Raw genomic sequence first — 25,207 nt, forward strand, 5'->3', positions numbered from 1 at the left:
TAAAAGACATGGCGGAACAGAACCTTTCCGGCCGGCTGGTCGAGATCGAATCCATGCTCGACCGTTCGCGGCGCAGGTTCGACGAGGGCACCCGGCTGGTCGAGGAAGCGCACAAGCTGCTCGCCGACCTCCAGCAGGCGCTGATCGGAAGCCCGCGCGCCGTCTCGCCGGAGGATAGCGAGGAAGCGGCGTCCAAGCTGCTTCAGTCGCTGAAGTCGAGCGGCGGCGAAATGCCGGAATCGCTGTGCGGCGGCCGCCTGGCGGTGGACCAGGTGCAAAGGCTGATCCGGATCGACGGCCATCCGATCGGCATCACCGAGATGGAATATCGCGTGCTCGAGCTGCTCGCTTATGCGCGCAACAATGTCGTCACGCGGGCGATGCTTCTGAAGCATCTGTACCGCCGCGCCGACGACCAGCCGCAGCCGAAGATCATCGACGTCTTCATTTCCAAGCTGCGCAAGAAGCTTCGCAATGCGTCGGGCGGGGCGGAGTTCATCGAGACGATCCCGCAGCGCGGCTGGATCCTGCGCGACATCGACGCGAAGAGCGGGGCGTAAAGTTCACCCCACAAAGTGGTACTTTGTGGGGGCCCGATAACCATTCATTAGCCCTGTTCGCTTAACCCGGGGCAATGCTTCACCTTTTTCCGCAGTCGAGTCCCGAGGATGTGCCGCTGGCCTATGCCGAGGCGGTGTCGCGGCTGGCGAGCGTTCGCCACGCGCTGCGGCTGGTGGAGCCGTTCGGCGCCGGGCCCGCTTCGGACCATTCGGAGGACGAGGCGATCGCCGCGGCGTGGGACGATGCCGGCGAGGCGCGGCAGCGCTGCTTCGACCGGCTGTCGGGCCGGCTGGTCGGGACCGCGGCAGCCGGAGTCGAAGCCCTGCTCGCCGAGCGGCAGGAGGGGCGCGAACCAAACCGCGCCGCAAGCCAGGCGCTGGTTGAGGAAATCCGCCGGGAGCTGCGCGACGTCGCGGGGATCGTGCTTAGCTAGCCGGACCGGTTGCTTTGGGCGTCGCCGGGTCGGCGCCCCACTCACTCCAACTGCCGTCGTAAAGCCGGTTATCGTCGTTGCCGAGCAGGTGCGCGGCGAAGATCAGGCTGTTCGCCGTTACGCCCGATCCGCAGGTCGCGGTGAAGGGCTGACCGGGATCGACTCCCGCGTCGTCGAACAAGCGGCGTAGTTCGTCCACGGGCTTGAACGTGCCATCCTCATTATAGAGCGCCGCGTAGGGCAGGTTGCGCGCGCCTGGGATGTGACCGGCGGCGACGCCCGGGCGCGGATCGGCCTCGCTGCCTTCGAACCGCGCCTTGCCGCGCGCGTCGAGCAGCTGCGGATAGGAGCCGGTTAGCAATTGCTGCTTGGTGACGAGCTCGTCGCGCTCATGAGCTTCGAAGCGGGCATCGCCAGCATGCGGTTCGCCGCATTCGGTCTCGCGGCCTTCGGCCACCCACTTCTGGAACCCGCCGTCGAGGATCGCCACCTCGCGTGCGCCGAAGTGGCGGAGCATGAACCAGCCGCGGGCGGCCGTTCGTAGCGGCGAATTGTCGTAGACGACGATGGCGCTGTCGCTGCCGATGCCGAGCCGCCCCATTGCCGTTGCGAAGCTCGCCTCGTCCGGCAGCATGTGGGGCGCCGGATGTATGGTGTCGCGAACTTCGTCGATGTCGAGGAAGCGCGCGCCGGGGATATGCGCCTGCGCAAATTCCGCGCGGCCGTTGCGGCCGGTTGCCGGCATATGCCAGCTCGCGTCGACGACCGTCACTTCGCCCATGTGCTCGGCGAGCCATTCGGTCGAGACCAGCGAGTCCATGGCCGCGAGAATAGGCTTGGCCGGCGAGTGCTGCTAGTCAGCGCCGCCATGGAGACACGCCATCTTGGCCAGACCAGCGCGCTTCCCGCTTCGCCCGAGGAAGCGGTGCTCGATTATGTGCCGAACCCGCGCCCGGGATCGCTCTACCTCGTCCGCTTTGCGGCGCCGGAGTTCACCTCGGTCTGCCCGGTGACCGGCCAGCCGGACTTCGCGCATATCGTCATCGACTATGCTCCCGGCGAGACGATCGTCGAATCGAAGAGCCTGAAGCTGTTCCTCGGCTCGTTCCGCAATCATTGCGGCTTCCACGAGGATGTGACGGTCGGCATCGGCCAGCGGCTGTTCGACGAGATGAAGCCGCAGTGGCTGCGCATCGGCGGCTATTGGTACCCGCGCGGCGGCATGCCGATCGACGTCTTCTGGCAGTCGGGTGCGCCGCCCGAAGGATTGTGGCTGCCCGACCAAGGCGTGCAGCCCTACCGCGGCCGGGGATAAAAGATGGCCGGGGGGCAGAAGATCGTCGTCCTCGGCGCCGGATCGATCGGCTGCTTCGTCGGCGGGGCCTGGCAGGCCGCCGGGCTCGACGTCACGTACATCGGCCGCCGCAAGCTGGCGCGAGAAGTCGACGAACATGGGCTAACGCTGACCGACTATAGCGGCTGGCGGGTGCATTTGCCGCCGGGCGAGGTCGACTATCGCTGCGGCCCCGAAGCGCTTGGCGAAGCCGACGTGATCGCGCTGTGCGTCAAGAGCGGCGATACCGCCGAGGCGGCGCAGCAGATCGCCAAACATGCCCGCAAGGGGGCCACGGTCATCAGCTTCCAGAACGGCGTCAGCAATGTCGAGGTGCTGGAGCAGGGGCTTTGCGGGCGGCTGGAGATCGCGCGCGGGATGGTGCCGTACAATGTCGCGGCGCTTGGGAGCGGCAAGTTCCACAAGGGCGTCGCGGGCGATCTGTTCGCCGATCGCCGGGAGGCAACGCGCGCGCTTGCCGACCAGCTCGGGGTGAGCGGGCCGGCGGCGCTGAAGCTGTCGGACAAGATGCTGGAGCTCGCCTGGGGCAAGCTGCTCATCAACCTCAACAACGCCGTCAATGCGCTGTCAGGGCGAAGCCTGATCGAGGAGCTTCGCGCGCGCGATTACCGGCGCGTGTTCGCCGCCTCGGTGCGCGAGGGACTGCACTTGCTCAAGCGCGCCGACATCAAGCCCGCCGCCGTGGGGTCGGTGTCTCCGGCGATGCTGCCGCGGGTGATCGGCGCGCCCGACTGGCTGTTCAACAATGTGTTCCTGAAGAAGTGGAAGATCGACGCCAAGGCGCGCTCGTCAATGGCCGATGACCTCGCCGCCGGGCGCAAGACCGAAGTCGATTATTTGAACGGCGAGCTGGTGCGGCTGGCCGAGCGGCTACAGGTGGACGCGCCCGTCAACCGGCGGATCGTCGAGCTGGTGCGCAAGGCCGAAGGCGGCGCGAAGCCGCTCGGCCCACGCGAACTCCGGAACGCTGTCTTAGGCGCCTAGCGGCTCGGCGGCCCGGCGGCGGGTCCAGCCGTAGAGCAAGGCGATCACCGCCGCGAAGGCGAGCAGGCCGAGCGGCATCTGCCACCATTGCGGCTCCAGCATTGCCAGCACCTCCGGATCGTCGGAACCGGCGACGAGACCGGCGAAGGCGACGTTGAACAGGCTGTCGCCGACGATCAGGCCGGTCGCGGTGAGGACGCCCAGGCGCTCGGCGAAGGCGGGGTTCGCCTGGCGTTCCGCCCAGCGGTTGTAGAAGTGGCCGAGCACCGCGCCGACGATGATGAGCCCGGTGACCGCGAACGGCAGATAGATGCCCATGCCCACGGCGAGCGCCGGGAGGGCGCCGCGCTTGGTGCGCCGAAGCAGCTCGTCAATGACGATGACGCCGACGCCGATCAGCGCGCCAAGGCCGAGCAGGTCCCATTGCAGCGTGCCGCCGAGAACGCCCTGAGCAAGGGTCGAGATCAGGGCCGCCTGCGGGGCCGCGAGCGCACCTTCGCCGGCGCCCGGCGCGCCCTGGAAGCCGAAGGTGCCGTTGAGCAGGTCGAGGACCGGCGGGATGACGAGCGCGCCGAACAGGACGCCGAAGATCAGCGAGAGCTGCTGCCGCCACGGGGTCGCGCCGACAAGCTGGCCGGTCTTGAGGTCCTGAAGATTGTCGTTCGAAATGGTCGCGACGCCGAAGACGAGCGCGGTCACGAACAAAGCGAAGGCGATGAGCGCCTGCGTGGACGCGCCCGAAGCGGTCGGGAACAAAGCGGCCAGCAGCAGCGAGATGCCCAGCACGGCAAGGATGCCGACGCCCGAAATCGGGCTGTTCGACGCGCCGATCAGGCCGGCCATGTAGCCGCAGACGGCGGCGATGAGGACGCCCGCAACGAGGATGTAGAGGACGCTGACGGCAAGCGTGGTGCCGGTCGCGCTGGAGATCGGCTCGGCATCGCCGAAGGCGGCGAGCAGCGCGGCGATCGGAATGACCGACAGCAGGATGGTGCCGCCGACGATGGTGATCGGAAGGTCGCGTTCGGTGATCGGGAGGCTCGCGCCTTCGCCGGCGCGGCGCGTGCGGTTGGCGGCAAGCGCGCCCTTGAGCCCGCTGACGATCGGGCCGAGCACTTTCAGCAGCGTCCAGATGGCGGCGACGCCGATCGCGCCGGCGCCGACCAGCCGGACCTGGCTACGGAAGGTGGTCGCGACGAAGTCGGCGAGCTCCGTCCCCGCGGGCGCGCCGCCGGCGGTGAAGATCGGCAGCAGAACGAGATAGCCGATGACCACGCCGACCAGCATCGCCAGGCCGACGGTGATGCCGATCAGGTGACCGACGCCGATGTAAGCGAGGGACAGGCCGGCGGTGAGCGTGGTCGCGCCGGAGCCGAGCTTGAAGGTGGTGGTCGCTTCCTCCGCGAACAGGCGCATCTTGGCGAGCAGCACATAGCCCGCGGCGACCAGCGAGCCGAAGATGATCGCCGCAAGACCGCGGCGGTTTTCTTCCTCGCCGCCGACGCCGCCGCCGACCTTGAGCACTTCGGCGGCCGCGACGCCTTCCGGATAAGGAAGGGTCGAGCCGGTAACGAGCGCGCGCCTCAGCGGCACCGAATACATGACGCCGAGCACGCCGCCGGTGGCGATCACGGCGACCGACAGCCAATAGGGGAAGCCGGTCCACCAGCCGACCATGACGAGACCGGGGAGGACGAAGACGATCGCCGACAGCGTGCCCGCGGACGAGGCGATGGTCTGGACGATATTGTTTTCCTGGATCGTTGAATCGCGGAAGGCCTTCAGCACCGCCATCGAGATGACGGCGGCGGGAATCGAGGTGGCGAAGGTGAGGCCGGCGCGAAGGCCGAGATAGACGTTCGCGGCGGTGAAGAGGATTGTCAGCAGGGCGCCGAGGATGACGCCGCGCAGCGTCAGTTCCTTGACATTGTCGCCGGTGCGCAGCGGAGCTTCGCTCGCCATCTTACTCCCCCTTCAGATTGTTGCATTCGCCCGCTGCCGGCGTCGAATGGCGGCGGATCGCCAGCCAGCGGTCGCCCTCCCGCACCCAAACGTCGGTCAGCAGCACGCAGTCTTCGATGATGCGGCCGAGATATTTCAGGCGCCACCGCGCGTGGACGGTGCCGATCAACACATTGTCGAGCGCAGTGGCGTCGAGCACGTTGAACTCGATCGTGTCGACCTCGCGCCGCTGAATCGCTTCGATCCAATCGTCGCGGTGCATCATGAACGGCCCGGTCGAACGGGTGCCGATGAGCACGAAATCCCGGTGCACCATCGCGCTCAGGCGCTCCACGTCCTTGCTGCACAAGGCGTCGCGCCAATCGCGCTCGAGCTGTCCGATCACCTCACAAGTGTCAGCCACACATGCTCCTCTCCCGCAGCTTCTTTACGGCTGCACGCGCACAAAGCGAATCCTCGTTCATGACCCCCGCCATCATCGGCCGCGCAGCAGTCCCCCAAGAATGCCGCGAAGCAGCTGGTTGCCGAGCTGCCGGCCGATCGAGCTCGCCGCAGCGCGGCCGGCCGACTGGATCATCTTGTCGGCCATCGACGGCTTGGCGGCTTCGCGCCGCTGCTGGGCATCGAGCTTTGCCTGTTCCTTGGCGGCCTGGGCGTCGCGCTTGGCCTGCTCTGCCGCGGCCTTGTCGGCTTCGGTCTTCGCCTTTGCCGCAGTCTCGGCGGCGGCGGCTTCCGCGGCCTTGGCGCCGAGCAGCTCCTTGGCCGATGCATTGTCGACGCGCGTGTCGTACTTCGCACCGACCAGGTCGCTTGCGGTCAGCACCTGCCGTTCCTGCGCGGACAGCGGCCCGATGCGGCTCGACGGCGCCTTGATCAGCACCCGCTGAACCGGGGCGGGCGCGCCGTCGGGCTGAAGCAGGGACACGAGCGCTTCGCCAATGCGGAGCTCGGTGATCGCGCTTTCCACGTCGATCGCCGGGTTCGGGCGGAAGGTGTCGGCCGCGGCGCGGACGGCTTGCTGGTCGCGCGGGGTGAAGGCGTTGAGCTTGTGCTGCACGCGGTTGCCGAGCTGCGCCGCGACCTTGTCAGGAATGTCGATTGGGTTCTGGGTAATGAAGTAGACGCCGACGCCCTTGGAGCGGATCAGCCGCACGACCTGCTCGACCTTTTCGAGCAGCGCCGGCGGCGCGTCGGTGAAAAGGAGGTGGGCTTCGTCGAAGAAGAAGCAGAGCTTGGGCACGGCGACGTCGCCGACTTCCGGCAGGTCCTCGAACAGCTCCGAAAGCAGCCACAGAAGGAAGGTCGAATAGAGCCGTGGGCTCTGCATCAGCCGGTCGGCGGCAAGGATGTTGACGATGCCGCGGCCGCTGTCGTCGACCGTCAGGAAATCAGCGAGGTCGAGCGCGGGCTCACCGAAGAAATGGTCGCCGCCCTGCGCGCGAAGCTGCAGCAGCGAACGCTGGATGGCGCCGACGGACTGCTTCGAAACATTGCCATATTCGAGCGTCAGCTCGTTCGCGCGCTCGCCGACATTGACCAGCATCGCCTGCAAATCGTCGAGGTCAACGAGCGCCAGATGCTCCTTGTCGGCGACGTGGAAGGCGATGTTGAGCACGCCTTCCTGCACGTCGTTGAGGTTCATCAGCCGCGCGAGCAGCAGCGGGCCCATTTCGGTGACGGTGGTGCGGACGGCATGGCCCTGCTCCCCGAACAGGTCCCAAAGCTGGACCGGGCAATCGGCATATTGCCAGCCGGCCTGTCCGATCTCCTCGGCGCGGGCCTTGAAGATGTCGTGGGTCTTGGCGGTCGGCGAGCCCGGCATGGCGAGGCCGGCAAGGTCGCCTTTAACGTCGGCGACGAAGGTCGGGACGCCGGCGGCGGAGAAGCCCTCGACGATGCCCTGGAGGGTGACGGTCTTGCCGGTGCCGGTCGCGCCGGCGATCAAGCCATGGCGGTTGGCGCGGCCGAGCTCCAGCGATTGCGGGTTCGCTCCGCCGGCTTCGGCGCCGATGAAAATCCGGCTGTCGGTCACTGCTTCACCTCCGCCGCCGCACTTTGCCTAGCGGCGGCGAAGGCGCAAGAGCGGCTTAGCGGGTGCCGATGCCGATCGCGACGAAGGCTTCCGGCGAGTTGCCGCGCTTGATCAGCAGGAGCGCGCTCGAGCGGCCTGCCTTGCGTGCGGCATCGACGCCGGCAATGACCTGGGCCGGCGCAGTCACCGGCTGGTTGTTCACCGACATGATGAGGTCGCCGCGGCGGAGGCCCTGTTCGGCGGCGTCGCTGTTCGGGTCGACCGCGGTGATGATCACGCCGCGCGCGGTGGCCGGCAGGTTGGCCGAACGCGCAAGCTCCGGAGTCAGCGGCGCGAGCGAAAGGCCGAGCGTCTTCTGCGCGCTGACCGCGCTATTGCCCTGCTCGCTCGAACCCTGCTCGCCGCCGGCGATGCGGTTGAGCGCTTCTTCCGTCGGACGGTCCGCCAGCGTGACCTGCAGCGTCATCGGCCGGCCATTGCGGATGATCTCGAGCGGGATGCGCGAGCCGACCTTGTTGTTGGCAATGAGGTAGGAAACCGTCTGCTCGGGCGTGACCTGCTCGCCATTGACCTTGGTGATCACGTCGCCCTGCTGAAGCCCGGCGCGCGCGGCGGGGCCGTTGGGGACGATCGTGCGGACGAGCTCGCCGCGATCCTTCTGGATGCCGATCGCGGGCGCCAGATCCTCGTCGACCGACTGCAGGCCGACGCCGAGGTAGCCGCGCTGCGGGCGCTGGCCGCGAACGAGCGAATCGATGACCGGCTTCGCGGCTTCCGCCGGGATCGCCAGGCCGATGCCGACGGATGCGCCGTTCGGCGAGATCAGCGCCGAATTGACGCCGATGACATTGCCGTTGAGGTCGAACATCGGACCGCCGCTATTGCCCATGTTGATGGCGGCGTCGGTCTGAATGTAGCGGTCGTACGGGCCGGTCCCGGTAATGCCGCGGTGAAGCGCGGAAATGATGCCGGCCGTCACCGAGCCGCCGAGGCCGTAGGGATTGCCGATCGCCAGGACCCAGTCGCCCACGCGCGAGCGGGTGCTGTCGCCCCACTGGACGAACGGCAAGTTGCGGCCGTCGATCTTGAGCACGGCGAGGTCCGAGGTCTCGTCGCGGCCGACGATGCGGGCGCGATATTCCTGGCCGTTGGTCATGGTGACCGTCACCGTGTCGACCGTCCCCGTGCCGCTGGCGCTCTGGATCAAATGGTTGTTGGTGACGATGTAGCCGTCGGGCGAAATGATGAAGCCGGAGCCGAGCGAGCCCGCTTCACGGGTGCGGCCCTGCTGCTGCTGGTTCTCGTTCTGGCCGCGTCCGCGGGGATCGTTCTGCGGCTGCGTCGGGTCGAACTGGCGGAAGAATTGTTCGAACGGGTCGGCCGATTGCGAGCGGACGGGCACGCGCTGCTTGGTCGAGATATTGACCACTGCGGGGCTCAGCCGCGCGACGAGATCCGCGAAGGACATGGGCGCGCCTGGGCGCGGCGCCATCGCCTGGATGCCGGGACCGTTCTGCGCCACCTGCGCGCCGGCCTGGCCGGTCGCGAGCGAGAACGTCGTTCCGCCGAGAAGCAGGGCCATGGCGACCCCGTAGGCATAGCGCACTTTTCCTGACTCCTTCGAGCTCATCGATACTCCATCAATCTTCTGGCGACGCAAGGCCGGATCGGCCCTGGCGCGCTAAATGTCCCCACCCGCTTAACGGTGATTGAACGCGAAAGATCATCGCGCCGGGGCCGTGAATTCCTTCAGATATTCGTTCTGCGGCGACAGGATGATGTTGGTGGGCGGCGGCTTGTCGCCGCCATCGCCGACGAAGGTGGTCTGGTACGACTGCATCGCGCGGTAGAAATTGTAGAATTCCGGATCCTTGCCGAAGCTCGCCGCATAGGTCTTCGCGGCGTCGGCGTCGGCCTGGGCGCGGATGATCTGCGCCTGCTTCGCACCTTCGGCCAGGATCGAACGCGCTTCCTGTTCACGCGCCGTGCGCATGCGGTCGAACGCGGCGTCGAGCGGCGCACCGTCGGGAAGGTCGGTGCGCTTGATCCGGACGTCGAGCACCTCGACGCCATATTGGCGCGCGATCTTGTTCAGCGACGTGCGGACGCTGTCCATGATGCCCTGCCGTTCCGGGGTCAGCAGCGAGGCGAAGTCGATGCGGCCAAGCTCGTTACGGACTTCCGAGCCGAGGATCGGACGGAGCTGTTCGGTCAGCTGCTGCTCGTTGCCGGCGCGGATGTACATCAGCATCGGATCAACGATGCGATAGCGTGCGAAGGCATCGACCTGGAGGCGGCGCTGGTCGGTCGACAGCACCTGCTGGCGCTGCATGTCGACGTCCTGGACTCGCTTGTCGATCCACACCAGCTGCTCGGCGAAGGGCAGGCGGAAGTTGATGCCCGCCCCTGCGGCGCCGATCGGCCGGCCCGGCTGGTACTGGTTGTAGATGCGAACCGGCTTGCCGAAGCGGACGACGACCGCCTGCTTCGTTTCCGGAATGATCGGGAAACTGCTGACCAGAAGGAGCAGGAGGAGGAAGCCGACAATCGCCGCGGCGAGCGGGCGTCTGCGGATCAGGCCGATCATTGCGCCGACCCTCCCTGCGACTGCCCCTGCGGCTGGTTCTTCAGCGTCGGCAGCGGCAGATAAGTGGTGACGCCGGGCGCCTCGACGATCGTCTTGTCGACCTTCGAAAGCACCTGCTCCATCGTTTCGTAGTACATGCGGCGGCGGGTGACTTCCGGCGCCAGCTTGTACTGCTCGTAGACCTTCTCGAACGCCGTCGCCTCGCCCTGCGCCTTCTGGCGCAGCTGAAGCGAATAAGCGTTGGCATTGTTGATGTAGGACTGCGCCTGCTGCTGTGCGGCCGTGACCTTCTTGAAGGCCTCGATGACCGCGGCGGGCGGGTCCGCCTGCTTGATGGCGATGCCCTGCACCTGAACGCCGGCGCGATAGGAATTGAGGATCTGCTGCATCTTCTCGGCAACCTGATTTTCAATTTCTGCGCGGCGGTCGCCCATGGCGTCGTTCAGCGTCACCTGGCTGATGACCGAGCGCATGGCGCTTTCCGCGACTTCGCGGATAGTCTCGTCGGGCTGCGCGAGCTGGTACAAATAAAGCTCCGGCGTGCGGATGTTCCAGCGAACGGAATAGCCGAGGTTGATGAGGTTCTGGTCGCCCGTCAGGATCAGGTCGTCGTCGCCCGACGAGCCGAGGTCGACGGTGCGGATGTTCTCGACGTCGATCTTGGTCACGCGGTCGATCGGAGAGGGCAGGGTCATGCCGACGCCGGGCCCGAGCGTGTAGCTGTAGCGGCCAAGCCGGCTGACGACGCCGCGCTGGCCGGGCGAAATGACGTGGAAGCTGCTGAAGATCAGCCACAGGAGGAAAAGCGCAAGCGCACCCCAAGCGATCAGCGAAGCGTCGGGACGCCCGCGGAAGCCGCCACCGCCACCACCGCCGCCGAAGCGAGCGCGGCTGCGGCGCAGAAGCTCATCGAGCTGGGGAACGTTGGGCCGGGAGCCGGCCGGCCGGCCGCCGCTCGGCGGAGGACCGCCCCACGGGCCGCTGCCATGGTCGTGACTGCCACTCGGCTCATCACCGGTGCTTCCGCTCGGGCCCCAGGGACCCTTATTATCGGCGAACAGGCCGTGGAAACGGCCGCCCCACCCCAAAATATTGCTCATCAACTGTGATTATAGGGAGCGGCCTGCCCGAAAAACAGTGGCAAGCGGTACGGGCCTTCTTATGTGGCTGCCGATGGCAGACGATAATGACCCGCTTGCAGAATTGCCGCACGACGAGCGGATCCGCTCCCGGAAGCTGAACGGCGGCGTCGCGACGCTGATCGTCGAGGCGACGGGGCTGAGCGCCGGCGAGCGGGAGGCGGTCGAGAAGGAGCTTCGGTCGGCCCTGCTCGCAAGGAGCGGTGTCGAAGACGCGAGGATCGCGATGACGGCGGCAGAGCCGTCGCGGACATTGATCGCGATTGGCAGCGGCAAGGGCGGCGTCGGCAAATCGACCGTGTCGGTGAACGTCGCCATCGCGCTCGCTCGGATGGGCAAGAAGGTCGGGCTGATCGACGCCGACGTTTACGGACCGTCGCAGCCGACTTTGCTCGGTACTTACGCCAAGCCGACGGCCGAGGGCGAGCAGCTGATCCCGGTGGACGCGCATGGCATCAAATTCCTGTCGGTCGGGCAGCTCGTGTCGCAGGGGCATGCGCTCGCCTGGCGCGGGCCGATGGCGACGGGCGCTTTGGCGAAGCTCGTCGACGCAGATTGGGGCGACGCCGAGATCCTGGTCGTAGACATGCCGCCCGGGACCGGCGACGTGCAGCTGTCGCTGATCCAGCGGTCGCGGCCGGCGGGCGCGGTCATCGTGTCGACGCCGCAGGACCTGTCGCTGATCGACGCGCGGCGCGCGGTCGACCTCTTCAACAAGACCAGCGTCCCGGTGATCGGCCTGATCGAGAATATGGCCACTTACGCCTGCCCCCATTGCGGCGAGGTCTCGCACCCGTTCGGAAGCGGCGGCGCGGAGCATGCGGCCGCCGAGATGGGCGTGCCGTTCCTCGGCCGCCTGCCGCTGTCGCTCGACATTCGCGAGGCGTCCGACGCCGGGCGCCCGCCGGCAGCGGAGGGGTCCGACCTGTTCGATGCAATCGCCGCGAAACTGCTGGAGGCGGTCGCGCATTGACGGCGGCAAAGGAGAGGGAAGATGCCGCTGACGCGTGACGAGGATATTGCCGATTTGCTGCGCAATGCGCGCACCATCGCCATCGTCGGCGCTTCGGACCGGCCGGACCGCGCGTCCAACGGCGTGATGAAGTTCCTGCAGGATTGGGGCTATCGGGTGTTGCCGGTAAACCCGCAGATCACCGGCGAGCATATTTACGGCGAGTTCGTGTGGCGCGAGCTTTCGCAGATCGGCGTGCCGATCGACATCGTCGACATCTTCCGCCGTCCCGAGATGGCGCTCGAAGCGGTCGAACAGGCGATCTTCGTCGGCGCCAAGGCGGTGTGGATGCAATTAGGCGTCATCAACGAGGAAGCAGCCGCGCTGGCCGAGAACGCCGGGTTGAAAGTCGTGATGGACCGCTGCCCGAAGATCGACATTCCGCGGCTTGGGGTGCCGAGGATCGCGGCCGAGGCCTAAGCGGCGGCGACCACCATTTCAGGAACGAGGATGGTGGGGGCGTCGATGCCGCGCCGGAATTGGAGGTCGGACGCGGGCTCGAGGCTTGCGAACATGTCCAGCAGATTGCCGGCGATGGTGATCTCCGCCACCGGCTCCGCAATCTCGCCGCCGCGGACCATGAAGCCGGCGGCGCCGCGCGAATAATCGCCAGTGACGCCGTTCACGCCCTGGCCAATCAGCTCGATGACCATGACCGCTTCGGGAACGCTCGCGAGCAATTCGGCGCGGCTGCGGCTGCCGGCGTCCATGTAGAAATTGCTCGGCGCCGCGCCCGGCGAGCCGCCGGTGCCGCGCGAGGCATTGCCGGTCGGCGCAATGCCGAGCTGGCGCGCCGAGGCGCTGTCCGCCATCCAGCCGGTCAGGATCCCGTCATCGATCAGCGCTCGCCGAGCGACGCGGACGCCTTCGCCGTCGAACGGGCGCGAGCGCATGCCACGCCGGCGCAGCGGATCGTCGATGATTGAGACGCCGCGCGCGAAGATCTGCTCGCCGAGCTTGTCGCGCAGGAAGCTCGTCTTGCGCGCGACGGACGCGCCGTTGGTCGCACCGGATAGATGGCCGAGCAAAGTGGCGGAGACGCGGCTGTCGAAGATCACCGGGTACGTGCCGGGCTTCGGGCGCGACGGGTTGAGCCTGGCGGCTGCGCGCTCCCCGGCGCGGCGGCCGATCTCGGCGGCAGGTTCGAGGTCTTCGAGATGGCGGGCGCTGTGCCAGGCATGGTCGCGCTGCATCGACGCGCCTGCGCCGGCGATCACCGCGGCCGAACAGCCGTGGCCGCTGGTCCGGTAGGCACCGGCAAAGCCGCCCGAAGTTGCGAGCGCGATCGTCGTTCCCGATGCGCTTGCTCCGGCGCCGCTCGAATTGGTGACGCCCGCGACGGCGAGCGCCGCTTGCTCGGCCTCCAGCGCGCGGGCGCGGAGTTCGGGCGGGTCGGGCTCGCGCGGGTCGTCGCTGTCGAGGAACGGCGGATCGCCAAGCTCCAGCAACTCGGTCGGGGCGAGGCCGGCAAAAGGGTCTTCGGGCGCCTGGTCGGCCATGGCGAGGCAGCGCTCGACCAGTACGGAGAGCGCCTCGTCGGACAGGTCCGACGAGGCGACGGTGGCGGAGCGCTGGCCGATGAAGAGTCGCAGGCCGATTTCCTCGCCTTCGGAACGGCCGACATTCTCGAGCTCGCCGAGCCGAACTTCGACGCTGGACGAGCGGTCGGCGGCATAGAGCACATCGGCGGCACTGGCGCCGGCGCGGGTCGCGCGCTCGACGAGGGAGGTGGCGATATCGCGGGCTTGGTCGGGGGTTCGCATCGCCAGCGCGACTAGCGCGCTGAAAGCCCGACGACTAGCATCGCGAGCGCGACCAGCAGGCCGCAGCTGCGGTTGGAGCGGAACAGCTGGAGGGCGAGTGCGCCGTCCTTCGGATCGGCCCGGAGCGCCTGGTTCGCGAGATGGAGGGCGGCCGGGATCAAGGCGACCAGCGCCAGCCAGTCTGGCCGCACGCTCCAGATCGCTGCGCCCCACAGCAGCAGGGCGATCGCGTAGAAGCCGCCGACGCCGAGCGCGGCCTTGTCTCCCAAGCGCCGGGCCGAGGATTTCACGCCGACCAGTGCGTCATCCTCGATGTCCTGGATCGCGTAGAGCGTGTCATAGCCGACCACCCAGGCGATGCTGCCGAGCCACAGGAGAAAGGGCGTCCACCCGAGGCTGCCGGTCACCGCGGGCCAGCCGACCAGCGCGCCCCATGAGAAGACGAGGCCGAGCCAGGCCTGCGGCCACCAGGTGATTCGCTTCATGAAGGGGTAAGCGGCGACGGGCGCGATGCTGGCGAGCGCGACGAGGGCGGCGGTGGGGCTGAGCTGCACGAGCACGAGCAGCCCGATCGCGCATAGCAGCGCGATCAGCAGCCACGCGGCGCGCAGCGACACGCGCCCGCTCGCCAGGGGCCGCAGGCGCGTGCGCTCCACCTTTCGATCAAGGTCACGGTCGACGATGTCGTTGTAGACGCAGCCGGCGCTGCGCATCGCGAAGGCACCGAGGCCGAGCCAGAGGAACAGGTCCCAGCGGCCGCCGACGCCGGCAAGCGCCACGCTCCACGCGCACGGCCAGTAGAGCAGCCAGCTGCCGATCGGGCGGTCGATCCGCATCAGCGACGCGAATGGCCGAAGCCGCGGCGGCAGCGCGCCGATGAAGCCGCGCCGCTCGCTGTCCGGGACGATGTCGCTGGCCGCGGTCATGCCAAGCCTGTGCCAGCGCGCGCGGTGCGGCTCAAGCAGCCGAACTCTCTCCGGATCGGATTCACATTCCGCCGATGATTCCGGAACGGGAATAATCTTAAGAAGATCGAATGAAACCAGCGCTGTAAGTGGGCCGCATCAAACGAAAGGAAGCGATGGCAGCAGCGGAGGTGCGTTGATGTATAGTGGTTACTTCAGGCAACGCCTGATGGAGGCGCTTTTGTCGGCAGAGCAAGCTCGAAGCGAGCAGGAGCGGCTCATCCACCTTCGCACGTCGCGCTATTACCGGGACCTCTTCGAAGCGTCGGCCCGGCGCGGCTGACGCCGCGGCATAGCCGAGCAGCGCCGCACGGGTTAAGCGGGCGCCATGCCCGCGACGCCCGCCTGGCCGCCGAAAAGCCTGCCGCGCCTGTTCGTGCGCGATGCGCTGTCGCAAGCCGCGCGCGTCGAACTCGACGCGAACCAGGCCAACTATCTGGGCAATGTGATGCGGCTCGGGACGGGCGCGCAGGTGCTGTTGTTCGATGGCCATTCGGGCGAATGGCTGGCCACGGTCGCCGATGCCGGTAAGAAGCGCATGACCCTCGCCGTCGAGCAGCGGACGCGCGAGCCGGAGACGATCCCCGACGTATGGCTGGCCTTCGCGCCGGTGAAGCGCACGCAAACCGACTGGCTGGTCGAGAAAGCGACCGAGCTGGGCGCGGCGCGGCTGGTCCCGGCCATCACCCAGCGCACCATCGCTGAGCGGGTGCGGCTCGACCGATTGCAGGGGATCGCCATCGAAGCGGCGGAGCAGTGCGGCCGCACGCGGGTGCCGGAAATTGCTGAGCCGGTCAGTCTCAAGCAGTTGCTTCAGCAGTGCGCCGAGCGAAGGCTCTACTTCGCCGACGAGACGGGTGGCGAAGAGGCCGCGGGCGCCTTCAAACCCGGACCCGCCCTGATCCTGACTGGCCCAGAAGGCGGGTTCACGGACGAGGAGCGGGCGCTGGTTCGCGCTGCGCCGAACGCGGTTGCGGTGTCGCTGGGCCCGCGAATCCTTCGGGCGGAGACCGCCGCCTTGGCTGCGCTCGCCGCCTTCATGGCGGTGGCCGGCGACTGGCGCTTATAGGCCGATAAAGCAAAGCTGCTGGCGCGAAGCGGGAGGCGACGCTACGCCGCTCGGCCAATGACTACGCGCACTGACGACAGCTATTCGCGCCCGATCGAAAGCCGCGCCGATTTGCTCGCGACCTTCTCCGGCGGCGAAAAGCCCCGCGAGAATTGGCGGATCGGCACCGAGCACGAGAAATTCGTCTATCGCACGCAGGACCATCGCGCGCCCGCTTATGACGAGCCCGGCGGCATTCGCGACCTGCTGATGGGGCTGACGGAGTTCGGCTGGGAGCCGGTGATCGAGAACGGCAATGTTATTGCGCTGGCCGGTCCCGACGGCACGATCAGCCTCGAACCCGCGGGCCAGTTCGAGCTGTCCGGCGCAGCGCTTCAGAACCTCCATCAGACCTGCTCGGAAGCGGCTCGGCACCTCGACCAGTGCAAGACGATCGGCGAGCGGCTGGGGCTCGGGTTCCTCGGCCTCGGCATGTGGCCCGACAAGGCACGAAGCGACCTGCCGATCATGCCCAAGGGCCGGTACGCGATCATGCTCAATTACATGCCCAAGGTCGGAAGCCTCGGGCTCGACATGATGCTGCGCACCTGCACCATCCAGACCAACCTCGATTATTCGAGCGAGGCTGACATGGTGAAGAAATTCCGCGTCGGCCTGGCGCTGCAGCCGGTGGCGACGGCGCTGTTCGCCAACTCGCCGTTCACCGAAGGCAAGCCGAACGGCTTCAAGAGCTTCCGCAGCCATATCTGGGAAGACACGGACGCCGACCGCACCGGCATGCTGCCGTTCGTGTTCGAGGACGGGTTCGGGTACGAGCGCTACTGCGACTATGCGCTCGATGTGCCGATGTACTTCGTCTACCGCGACGGCCGGTACATCGACGTCGCCGGCGAAAGCTTTCGCGCTTTCATCGACGGCAAGCTGCCGCAACTGCCGGGCGAGAAGCCGCGGCTGACGGACTGGACCGACCATTTGTCCACCGCCTTCCCGGAAGTGCGGCTCAAGAGCTTCCTCGAAATGCGCGGCGCCGACGGCGGCCGCTGGAGCCGGATCTGCGCGCTTCCGGCTTTGTGGGTCGGGCTGCTCTATGACGACCAGGCGCTCGATGCCGCGTGGGAGCTGGTGAAGCATTGGACGATCGAGGAGCGCGAGAAGCTTCGCCACGAGGTGCCGCGGCTGGCGCTCGAAGCGGTGACGCCCGACGGCGAAAGCCTGCGCGCCTTTGCCGGCCGTGTGCTCGATGTCGCCGCCGACGGGCTGACGCGGCGCGCTGAGCTCAACAGCGCCGGCGACAATGAAGGCGGCTTCCTCGATCCGTTGCGCGATGTCGTCACGACCGGCATGACGCCCGCGGACCGGCTGCTCGCCAAATATCAAGGCGAGTGGGCAGGCGATCTGTCACGCATCTACGAGGAGTTCAGCTTCTGATGGATACGACCGGCCGGCGCACGCTCTATCCCGAGTTCGAGCCATACGAGACGGGGATGCTCGACGTCGGCGACGGTCATCTTTTGTATTGGGAGCTTTCCGGCAATCCGGGCGGCAAGCCGGTGGTGTTCCTTCACGGCGGACCGGGCGGCGGCACCAGCCCCGCGCACCGGCGGCAGTTCAACCCGGAAAAGTACAAGATCCTGGTGTTCGACCAGCGCGGGGCGGGCAAGTCGACGCCGCATGCCGGCCTCGAGGCGAATACGACCTGGGACCTGGTCGACGATATCGAAAAGCTGCGCACGCAGATCGCCAAGGTCGACAAATGGATGGTGTTCGGCGGTAGCTGGGGATCGACCCTGTCGCTCGCTTATGCGCAGACCCATCCCGATCGTGTCACCGAGCTGGTGCTCCGCGGCATCTTCCTGTTCGATCCCTACGAGCTCGACTGGCTCTACCAGCCGGGCGGCGCGTCGAACCTGTACCCGGACGCCTGGGACGAGTTCGTCAGCGTGATCCCGGAAAGCGAGCCCGGCGATATGGTCGAGGCCTATCGCAAGCGCCTGACCGGCGACGACAAGGACGAGCAGCTGCGCGCCGCGAAAGCGTGGAGCGCGTGGGAAGCATCAACCGTGACCTTGCTGCCGAGCCCGGAGACGCACGAGCAGTTCACGTCGCCCGATCTGGCGATCGCGCTGGCGCGGATCGAGAACCATTATATGGCGCACCGCGGCTGGCTGGAGGAAGGCCAGCTGCTGAGGGGCGCGGCCGAAAAGCTGCGCGGCATCCCGGGCGTGATCGTCCAGGGGCGGCACGATTGCTGCACGCCGCCGATGGCCGCGTGGAAGCTCAAGCAGGCGTGGCCGGAGGTGGAGCTCAATATCGTGCCCGACGGCGGGCACCTGTTCAACGAACCGGGGATCCTCGACGGCCTGATCCGCGCGACGGACAAGTTCGCGGATCGTTGATTACTCGCCGGGGCGGTACACTCGCTCCGTATGGCCCTTCAGCTGGTCCGGGGTGAGATAGACCGGCCGCAGATTGCCGGATGCGTAGCGGCCCGCCTGGTCGTTGAAGTGCGGCGACTTGGGGTCGCCGCTTTCCCCGCCGGCGGTAACGGCAATCGCCTGGACGCCGGACGGCTTGAACTCGACCGCGGCGACGAAGCTGTTGCCGCTGGTGCCGTACCATTTCTTCGTGCCGGGCTTCTGTGACGCGCCGAAGGAGGCGAGCGAGCCCCACCGCGCCGAGCTGAACGGTACGGGGATGCTCGGCCCGGCGTCGCTGAACGGATGGTCGATCGCCGGCGAGATCCGTTGGAAGCGATTCACTTCACCCCAGGGCACATCCCAGCGGCCGAAATCGCGGACGAGTCGCGCGACCGCTTTGTCCAGCGCGCCGAGCTTTGCGTCGGGCTCAACGCGGTTGAGCCGTTCGTAGACGGGCAGGCCGTCGTCCCACTCATTGGTCGTCGCAAGCTTCCACAGCTCTTCGCCCCAAAAGTTCGCGACCGTGTTCGGGATCGAGGCGGCGCTCCAGCGATGGTCCCAGCTGCGCAGCGCGGACACGGGTCCGCCGAGGCGCTGCTTACGCGGGTCCGCGGTAGGCAAGGCATCCCAGGCCTGGATCAGGCCGGGCAGAAGTTGGGCGAAGCCCGGCTGGTCGGGATCGAAGGCCGCGGCGCGGAGCTTTTCGAGAGTCCAGCCGCTGCTTCCGGTCAGCAGATTGGTCGCATGAATGCCGCGCGGGTTCTCGCCGAACATGTCCATGTAGCGCGGGTAATCGGCCTGGCGCGCGCTGTACGGGCCAGCCGCGGAATAGGGCCAGTTATTGGTGTTCATCGCCCAACCGGTCGGCGGGTTGATCACGCTCGGCAGCTCGGCGAGCTTGTGCAGCGGGCCCCAGTCGGTGCTCGGGTCGCTGCCGTTCACCGTCTTCGTATAGTCGAAACGATTGTCGCGCTTCGGCATGAATTGCGGGATGAGGAAAGCGATCTCGCCCTTGCTGCTGGCGAAGAGCGTATTGTTGGAGCTGTTCGCCTTGAAGCGGTCGGCGAGGTCGAGGAAGGACGTCAGGTCCTTCGCCTTGGTGCGCAGGAAGCTTTGCTGAAGCGCCTCGACTGGCTTGTCCATCATGGCGAAGGCGATCCAGCAGACTCGCCGGTCTTCCGCTCCGCCGGCGATGGATATGGTCTTCGGCTCGGGCGCGCAGGCCGAACTCGTCTCGCTTCGGACGATCGGCCCGCGATGGGTGTGATAGGTCGTGAAGGTCCGCGGCTTCAGCCTGCCGTCGGGCTGGCGCACGCGGATGGTCACCGGTCGCTTGCTGATTGCGCGCCAGTCGTTGCCCACGAGATAGCGCAAGCCGAGCTCCGGCCGGTCGATCTGATAAGCGAATTCATCGACATTATCGACGCCGCTCGACGTGTGCATCCAACCGACGTGGCGGTTGAAGCCCTGGTAGATGAAGAACTGGCCCCAGGTTGAAGCGCCGTATGCGTCGAGGCCCTCGTCGCTGCGCATCTGCAGCTCGGACCGGAAATAGAAGCTGGTGTGCGGGTTGATCAGGAGCAGCGCGCCGGTACCGGGCGCGGTGATCTTCGGCGCAATGGCGATGCCGTTGGACCCGCGCGGTTCGTTGTCGTCGTAAACGGACGCGACCTTCTTGATGGATACAATCTGAGGTTGCGCGCCGTAGAAGTCGGCGAGCTGCTTGAGATCGATCCGTTCGATGTCGCCGCCGATGCTGCCTTCGGTGAAGCTCAGCGCCATCCACGGCTCGAAGCGCTTGAGCACGCGCGGTTTCACCTGCGGGTGCGTCGCGAGATAATAGTTCAGACCTGCGGCCCAGGCGTCCATCAGCCGCCGCATCGCTGGTGGGCTCTTGGCATAATAGGCCTTGAGCTGCGGCTCGCTGACGTAGAGCCGGGCGCGCAAATCCTGCCAGATCGCCTTTTCGCCGTCCGCTTCGGCGGTACGGCCAAGCGCGGTCAGATAATTAGCCTCGATGCGCGGGAAATCGTCTTCGGCCTGCGCGTAGATCGCGCCGAACACCGCGTCCGCGTCCGTCTTCCCATGCACATGGGCGATGCCCCAATCGTCCCGGGTGATCGTCACTTGGCTGGCCTGCGCGCGCCATCGCGACAGCTCGGCAGGTGCAGCGGCAGTGAGGAGGAAGAGGAGCGGGGCGAGGGCGGCAGCCGATCTCTTGTGCATGCGCAAGGGCTAGGCCGCCGCCGGTGAAGCCGCAAGCGGTGGAAACGCGCGGCTCCCTGTGCTCAGGTGAGCGGAGCTAAGGTCGGGGGAACAGCAATGCGGAGCAGCAAGAGCGCGGACGGCGGCGAGCAGCGGGGGCTGATCCTGTTCCTCGCGTTGATCACGCTCGCCTTTCTTTATGTCGCGGCGCCGTTCGCCTCGGCGCTTTTGTGGGCGGTGGTCGCCGCGATCATGTTCCAGCCGATGTATCGATGGATGTTGAGCAAGGTCGGCGGGCGGGAGAACCAGGCGGCGATCCTGACGCTGCTGGTCATCACCATCGCCGTCGTCATCCCGGCGCTCGCGATCGGCAGTGCGGTGGTCGACCAGCTTATGCAGATCTATTTGGGGTTCCAGGGGCAACGGATCGGCGCGGAAGGCTATTTCGACCAGCTCCACGACAGCCTGCCGGCGAGGCTTCAGGCCATTCTCGACCAATCGGGATATGGCGAATTCGCCGTGCTGCAGGCGCGCGTGTCGCAATTCCTCAGCCAGAGCGCCGGCCTGCTTGCGCGCCACGCGGTCAACCTTGGCGGCAATGCGGTCGCGTTCGTCCTTTCCTTCGCGGTCGGCCTCTACGTCACCTACTTCCTGCTGCGCGACGGGCGACGGATCGGCCCGGCGGTCAGGGACGCACTGCCGCTCGACAAGGCCGTCGCCCAGGATCTCAGCACGCGTTTCGTCGCGATCGTGCGTGCGACGATCAAGGGATCGGTCGTCGTCGGTCTGGTGCAAGGTGCTCTGGGGGCGATCACTTTTTGGATCGTCGGTATTCCATCAGCGCTGCTGCTGGGCGTGGTGATGGCGATCCTGTCGCTGCTTCCGGCCGTGGGTCCGGCGATCGTCTGGGTGCCCGTGGCGGCCTATCTGCTGGTGACCGGGAGCATCTGGCAGGGGGTGGTCGTGATCATCTCCGGCGCGATGGTGATCGGGCTTGCGGACAACCTGCTGCGGCCGATCCTCGTCGGCCGCGATACCGGCATTCCCGACTGGATGATCCTGATCACGACCCTCGGCGGCATCGCCGCGTTCGGCTTCGGCGGCATCGTCATCGGCCCGCTCGTCGCCGGCCTGTTCCTGGCGAGCTGGTCGATCTTCCGCGACCAGCGGCCCGCGGCGCCGGCTGCTTAGGCGTTCGGCAGCGCCTGCTTGGCTTCGCCCCAGCCTTTGAGCAGCTTGGAGTTCGCCCGCTCGAGTAGCTCGTCGGCGTCGCGGATCGTGAAGTGATTGCCGCCCTGGTATTTGTCGAGCTCGCCCCACGCGATCGGCGCCGACACCGGCGCGCCTTCGCGCGCGCGCGCCGAATAAGGCATGACGGCGGTCGATCCGCGCTGGTTGCGCAGCCAATCGAGGAAGATGCGCCCCTTGCGCTGCACCTTGCGGATGTTGGCGGTGAACATGTCCGGCTCCGCTTCCGCGATCGCGCGGCTGAAGCGCTCGGCGAAGTCTGACACCTTCGGCCAGTCCGCCGACTGGTCGAGCGGCGCAACGACGTGCAGGCCCTTGCCGCCGGACAGAAGCGGGAAGGTTTCGAGTCCCAAGTCTTTCAGCAGGCCCCGCAGCTTGACTGCCGCTTCCTTGACCTTGGCGAAATCGAGCCCCTCGTCGGGATCGAGGTCGAAGACCAGCCGGTCGGGATGCTCGACATCGTCGCTGCGGCTGCCCCAGCCGTGGAATTCGATCGTGCCCATCTGCACGCAGGCGAGCAGGCCGCGGATGTCGTCGAAGAACAGATAGTCCTGGACGATCCCCTTCCGCTCCTTGATCGGCACATGCTTGACGTGCTCGCCGAACGAGCCGGTGTCGTGCTTCTGGAAGAAGCACTTCTTGGACCGGCCCTGCGGGCAGCGGATCAGCGTCATCGGCCGCTTCGCGGCGTCGACCATGATCAGGTCCTGCAGCGCCATGTAGTAATTGGCGAGGTCGCCCTTGGTGAGGTTCGCGTCGGGGAAGATGATCCGTTCAGGGTTGCTGATGGCGATGCCGAGACTCTCCGGCGTGGCAGCGGGCTTCTTAGGCTTCTTCGCGCCGGGCTTCTTCTTCTCGGCGGTCAGATGCGCCGGCTTTTCGACGACGACCTGTGACGCGGGCTTGTCCTCGCGAAGGCCGATGAAGCTCGGGTGGCGAAGGATGCCGTCGCCGGTGAATTCGGTGAAGGCGATCTCCGCGACCAGTTCGGGCTTGATGAAGTGCGCGCCCTTGCGGTCGGCGCGCGGCACCTCGACCGGCGCCTTGTCGACCTCCAGCGGGCGCATCCGCTCCATCATCTCGTCGATCAGCTTGGCCGAAAAGCCCGTGCCGACCTTGCCGACATAAGTGAGCTTGCCCTTGTCCTTGGCGGCGAGGAGCAGCGAGCGGAAGCCGATGCGCTTGTCGCTTTCAGACCAGCCGACGATCACGAATTCCTGGCGCTGGATGCATTTGATCTTGAGCCAGCAGCGGGTGCGCGTGCCCTTGTAGGGTGCGCTCGCTTTCTTCGCGATGATCCCTTCGCCGCCCTGCTTGCAGATCTGCTCGAGCAGCGCCTCGCCTCTGCCGATCACATGGTCGCCGTAGACGATCGGGGCATTGACGCCGGCAAGAAGCGACGCGAGCCGGTCCTTGCGTACGACATTGGGCAGGTGGCGGATGTCCTCGCCCCGGTCGATCAAAAGGTCGAAGGCGTAGAAGACGAGGTTGGCGCCTTTTTGGTCCTTGAGCGTCGACTGAAGCAGCTGGAAACTCGGCTTGCCGTTCTCGTCGAGCGCGGCGGCTTCGCCGTCGAGCAGGCAGCCGGCGGGCAGGTTCGCGGCGGCCTTGGTCAGCGCCTTGAACTTGTCGCTCCAGTCCTTGCCGTTGCGCGTCCAGGCGGTTGCGACCCCGTCGCCGACGGACAGCAGGAGCCGGTAGCCGTCATATTTATATTCGTAGAGCCAGTCGCTGCCCGTGGGGACATCGTCGACCAACGTGGCGAGCTGCGGCTCCTGAAACGGGGGCGGCGCCTTGCCCGCCTTCTTCTTGCCGCGCCCGCCCTTCTGGCCGCCGCGGTTGGAGCGCCACACGTCCTCGCCGGCCGCGATCTCCGCCATGGTCCGGCCGGTGGTGACGCTGGTGGTGCCTTCGTCGACGAGCGCGGTGCCGTGCTCGGGATCGGCATGGTCGTCCGTCACCTTCTTGAGCATCCACGGCTCGGCCTTCTCGCCGGGGCGCGGGTTGAGGCGGAATAGCACCCATTCGCCCTTCATCCGCTCGCCCTCGAGCGTGAAGTGGAGGTGGCCTTCCTCGATCGTCTTGCGGGGGTCCTTGCGCGGGTCGGGGATCCACCGGCCATGATCCCAAAGCATCACCGTGCCGCCGCCATATTCGCCGGCCGGGATGATGCCTTCGAAGTCGCCATAATCGAGCGGGTGGTCCTCGGTCCGCATGGCGAGGCGCTTGTCGCCCGGATCGACGCTGGGGCCCTTGGGAACGGCCCAGCTCTTGAGGACGCCGTCCATCTCGAGGCGAAAGTCCCAGTGCAGCCGCGAGGCTTCGTGCTTCTGGACGACGAAGCTGTCGCCCGAGCCCTTGAGCTTGCGCCCGCGGGGCTCCTTCGTTTTCGAGAAGTCGCGCTTCTCGTTGTAAGTATCGATGTCGAGTTTTTTGCTCGGCACGAGCTAGCCCCTCGCGCTCTCGTTGAGCTTGTCGAAACGCGAGCGCTCGCCCTTCGACAGGCTCAGGGTGAGCGCGGATAAGGAAGGCATGTCAGCGCTTCCGTCCGCCCGAAGCGGCTTTCTTGGCGGGCGCTTTCTTGGGCGCGTGGCGCGGGGCGGGCTTTTTGGCCGCGCTCGTTTTCTTGGCGCCGCTTTTGTTCTCGTTGGCCGACTTGCCGTCGCCCTCGTCGGCATTGCCGAGGCTGCGCTTCAGCGCCGCCATCAGGTCGACCACGTTCGACCCCTTGGGCGGCGGCGCGTCGGCGTCGGGATCCTGGATCACCTTTTCGCCCTTGGCGCGCTGCTTTTCCTCGATCAGCTCGTGAAGCGCGTCGACATAGCGGTTGTGGAACTCGCTGGGATCGAACTTGCCGGTTTTCCGCTCGATCAGCATCGAGGCCATGTCGAGCAGGTCGGCGTCGGGCTCGCGGTCTTCGATCTCGCGGAAGTAGGTCTGCGAGCGATGGACTTCGTCCGAGTAGCGCAGCGTTTCCAGAAGCATGCCCCGGCCGCAGGGCTTCAGCGCCACCACATGTTCCTGCCCGCGCATCGCCAGCTGGCCGACGCCGATCTTCTTCGACGCGCGCAGCGCATCGCGAAGCACCACGAACGCCTCTTCGGCGAGGTCGTCCGCGGGCACGACGTAATAGGGCTTCTCGTAATACATGGCGTCGATCTCGTTCACGTCGACGAACTGGACGAGGTCGAGCGTCTTGCGGCTTTCGAGCTTCACGCTTTCGATCTCTTCGGGGTCGAGCAGGACGTAATGGCCCTTCGACACCTCATAACCTTTGACGATCTCGTCGCGGTCGACCGGGCCGATGCCGGGCACGACCTTTTCATATTTGATGCGCTTGCCGGACGGCTCGTGAACCTGGTGGAACTGGATCGACGCCCCGCTCTTGGTCGCGGGGAACAGTTCGACCGGAATCGACACCAGCGCCAGCCGGATTTGCCCTCGCCAGATCGCGCGCGCGGCCATGAACAAAGTCT

22 protein-coding genes are annotated in these 25,207 nt (G+C 66.9%); 10 read left to right on the forward strand and 12 right to left on the reverse strand.

Annotation, left to right across the window (positions count from 1 at the left end):
- The first annotated feature begins 8 nt into the window (after positions 1-8).
- Positions 9-560: a winged helix-turn-helix domain-containing protein gene (locus VIL42_06495; GenBank protein HEY8592499.1), complete on the forward strand. Its 552-nt coding sequence runs from the start codon at positions 9-11 to the stop codon at positions 558-560.
- A gap of 74 nt (positions 561-634) precedes the next feature.
- Positions 635-994 carry a hypothetical protein gene (locus VIL42_06500; GenBank protein HEY8592500.1) on the forward strand — a complete coding sequence of 120 codons (360 nt, stop codon included), beginning with the start codon at positions 635-637 and terminating at the stop codon, positions 992-994.
- On the opposite strand, the gene VIL42_06505 is transcribed toward VIL42_06500, so the two are convergent.
- Positions 987-1,814, reverse strand: coding sequence for a sulfurtransferase (locus VIL42_06505; GenBank protein HEY8592501.1), 828 nt, complete (start codon positions 1,812-1,814; stop codon positions 987-989). The two genes, VIL42_06500 and VIL42_06505, sit on opposite strands and share 8 nt — an antisense overlap.
- A 48-nt stretch (positions 1,815-1,862) precedes the next feature.
- Here VIL42_06505 and queF point away from each other — a divergent pair, with 48 nt between their 5' ends.
- Together queF and VIL42_06515 are read left to right on the forward strand one after the other, a co-directional pair.
- Positions 1,863-2,309 (forward strand): preQ(1) synthase, encoded by a 447-nt coding sequence (gene queF, locus VIL42_06510; GenBank protein ID HEY8592502.1) that lies wholly within the window; start codon positions 1,863-1,865, stop codon positions 2,307-2,309.
- A 3-nt stretch (positions 2,310-2,312) separates the two neighbouring features.
- Positions 2,313-3,332, forward strand: coding sequence for a 2-dehydropantoate 2-reductase (locus VIL42_06515; GenBank protein HEY8592503.1), 1,020 nt, complete (start codon positions 2,313-2,315; stop codon positions 3,330-3,332).
- Here the strand turns inward: VIL42_06515 and VIL42_06520 are convergent.
- From VIL42_06520 to hflK, 6 genes are all read right to left on the reverse strand, one after another.
- Positions 3,321-5,294 (reverse strand): oligopeptide transporter, OPT family, encoded by a 1,974-nt coding sequence (locus VIL42_06520; protein ID HEY8592504.1) that lies wholly within the window; start codon positions 5,292-5,294, stop codon positions 3,321-3,323. The genes VIL42_06515 and VIL42_06520 overlap by 12 nt on opposite strands.
- A gap of 1 nt (position 5,295) precedes the next feature.
- Positions 5,296-5,697, reverse strand: coding sequence for a nuclear transport factor 2 family protein (locus VIL42_06525; protein ID HEY8592505.1), 402 nt, complete (start codon positions 5,695-5,697; stop codon positions 5,296-5,298).
- A 72-nt stretch (positions 5,698-5,769) separates the two neighbouring features.
- Positions 5,770-7,326, reverse strand: coding sequence for a helicase HerA-like domain-containing protein (locus VIL42_06530; protein ID HEY8592506.1), 1,557 nt, complete (start codon positions 7,324-7,326; stop codon positions 5,770-5,772).
- Positions 7,327-7,381: 55 nt separating this feature from the next.
- On the reverse strand, positions 7,382-8,956 hold the full coding sequence (locus tag VIL42_06535) for a Do family serine endopeptidase (GenBank protein HEY8592507.1): 1,575 nt from the start codon (positions 8,954-8,956) through the stop codon (positions 7,382-7,384).
- 93 nt (positions 8,957-9,049) lie between these two features.
- A complete protein-coding gene (locus VIL42_06540) occupies positions 9,050-9,913 on the reverse strand; it encodes a protease modulator HflC (GenBank protein ID HEY8592508.1) in 864 nt (287 codons plus the stop codon).
- A complete protein-coding gene (gene hflK / locus VIL42_06545) occupies positions 9,910-11,013 on the reverse strand; it encodes an FtsH protease activity modulator HflK (protein ID HEY8592509.1) in 1,104 nt (367 codons plus the stop codon). Before hflK ends, VIL42_06540 begins: the two co-directional genes overlap by 4 nt.
- 73 nt (positions 11,014-11,086) lie before the next feature.
- Between hflK and VIL42_06550 the strand changes: the two genes are divergently transcribed.
- Both VIL42_06550 and VIL42_06555 read left to right on the forward strand, forming a co-directional pair.
- Entirely contained in the window at positions 11,087-12,025 is a 939-nt protein-coding gene (locus VIL42_06550; GenBank protein ID HEY8592510.1) for an Mrp/NBP35 family ATP-binding protein, read from the forward strand.
- Positions 12,026-12,046: 21 nt separating this feature from the next.
- Positions 12,047-12,484, forward strand: coding sequence for a CoA-binding protein (locus VIL42_06555; GenBank protein HEY8592511.1), 438 nt, complete (start codon positions 12,047-12,049; stop codon positions 12,482-12,484).
- Here VIL42_06555 and VIL42_06560 read toward each other — a convergent pair.
- Both VIL42_06560 and ubiA read right to left on the reverse strand, forming a co-directional pair.
- On the reverse strand, positions 12,481-13,827 hold the full coding sequence (locus VIL42_06560) for a TldD/PmbA family protein (GenBank protein ID HEY8592512.1): 1,347 nt from the start codon (positions 13,825-13,827) through the stop codon (positions 12,481-12,483). The genes VIL42_06555 and VIL42_06560 overlap by 4 nt on opposite strands.
- Before the next feature lie 11 nt (positions 13,828-13,838).
- Positions 13,839-14,753, reverse strand: coding sequence for a 4-hydroxybenzoate octaprenyltransferase (gene ubiA, locus VIL42_06565; protein ID HEY8592513.1), 915 nt, complete (start codon positions 14,751-14,753; stop codon positions 13,839-13,841).
- A 367-nt stretch (positions 14,754-15,120) separates the two neighbouring features.
- Here ubiA and VIL42_06570 point away from each other — a divergent pair, with 367 nt between their 5' ends.
- From VIL42_06570 to pip, 3 genes are read left to right on the forward strand one after another with little or no spacing between them, the layout of a single operon-like run.
- Positions 15,121-15,861, forward strand: coding sequence for a 16S rRNA (uracil(1498)-N(3))-methyltransferase (locus tag VIL42_06570; GenBank protein HEY8592514.1), 741 nt, complete (start codon positions 15,121-15,123; stop codon positions 15,859-15,861).
- 57 nt (positions 15,862-15,918) lie between these two features.
- Positions 15,919-17,289 carry a glutamate--cysteine ligase gene (locus tag VIL42_06575; protein ID HEY8592515.1) on the forward strand — a complete coding sequence of 457 codons (1,371 nt, stop codon included), beginning with the start codon at positions 15,919-15,921 and terminating at the stop codon, positions 17,287-17,289.
- Positions 17,289-18,257: a prolyl aminopeptidase gene (pip, locus tag VIL42_06580; protein ID HEY8592516.1), complete on the forward strand. Its 969-nt coding sequence runs from the start codon at positions 17,289-17,291 to the stop codon at positions 18,255-18,257. The genes VIL42_06575 and pip overlap by 1 nt, the downstream gene beginning before the upstream one ends.
- Here the strand turns inward: pip and VIL42_06585 are convergent, their stop codons facing one another.
- Positions 18,258-20,504, reverse strand: coding sequence for a penicillin acylase family protein (locus VIL42_06585; protein HEY8592517.1), 2,247 nt, complete (start codon positions 20,502-20,504; stop codon positions 18,258-18,260).
- A 96-nt stretch (positions 20,505-20,600) separates the two neighbouring features.
- Here VIL42_06585 and VIL42_06590 point away from each other — a divergent pair, with 96 nt between their 5' ends.
- Positions 20,601-21,674, forward strand: coding sequence for an AI-2E family transporter (locus tag VIL42_06590; protein ID HEY8592518.1), 1,074 nt, complete (start codon positions 20,601-20,603; stop codon positions 21,672-21,674).
- On the opposite strand, the gene ligD is transcribed toward VIL42_06590, so the two are convergent.
- Complete coding sequence (ligD, locus tag VIL42_06595) at positions 21,671-24,175, reverse strand: DNA ligase D (protein HEY8592519.1); 2,505 nt, start codon at positions 24,173-24,175, stop codon at positions 21,671-21,673. The two genes, VIL42_06590 and ligD, sit on opposite strands and share 4 nt — an antisense overlap.
- A 91-nt stretch (positions 24,176-24,266) precedes the next feature.
- Positions 24,267-25,196: a Ku protein gene (locus VIL42_06600; GenBank protein HEY8592520.1), complete on the reverse strand. Its 930-nt coding sequence runs from the start codon at positions 25,194-25,196 to the stop codon at positions 24,267-24,269.
- Positions 25,197-25,207 lie beyond the last annotated feature (11 nt).

The organism is Sphingomicrobium sp., assembly GCA_036563485.1.
Lineage (GTDB): Bacteria > Pseudomonadota > Alphaproteobacteria > Sphingomonadales > Sphingomonadaceae > Sphingomicrobium.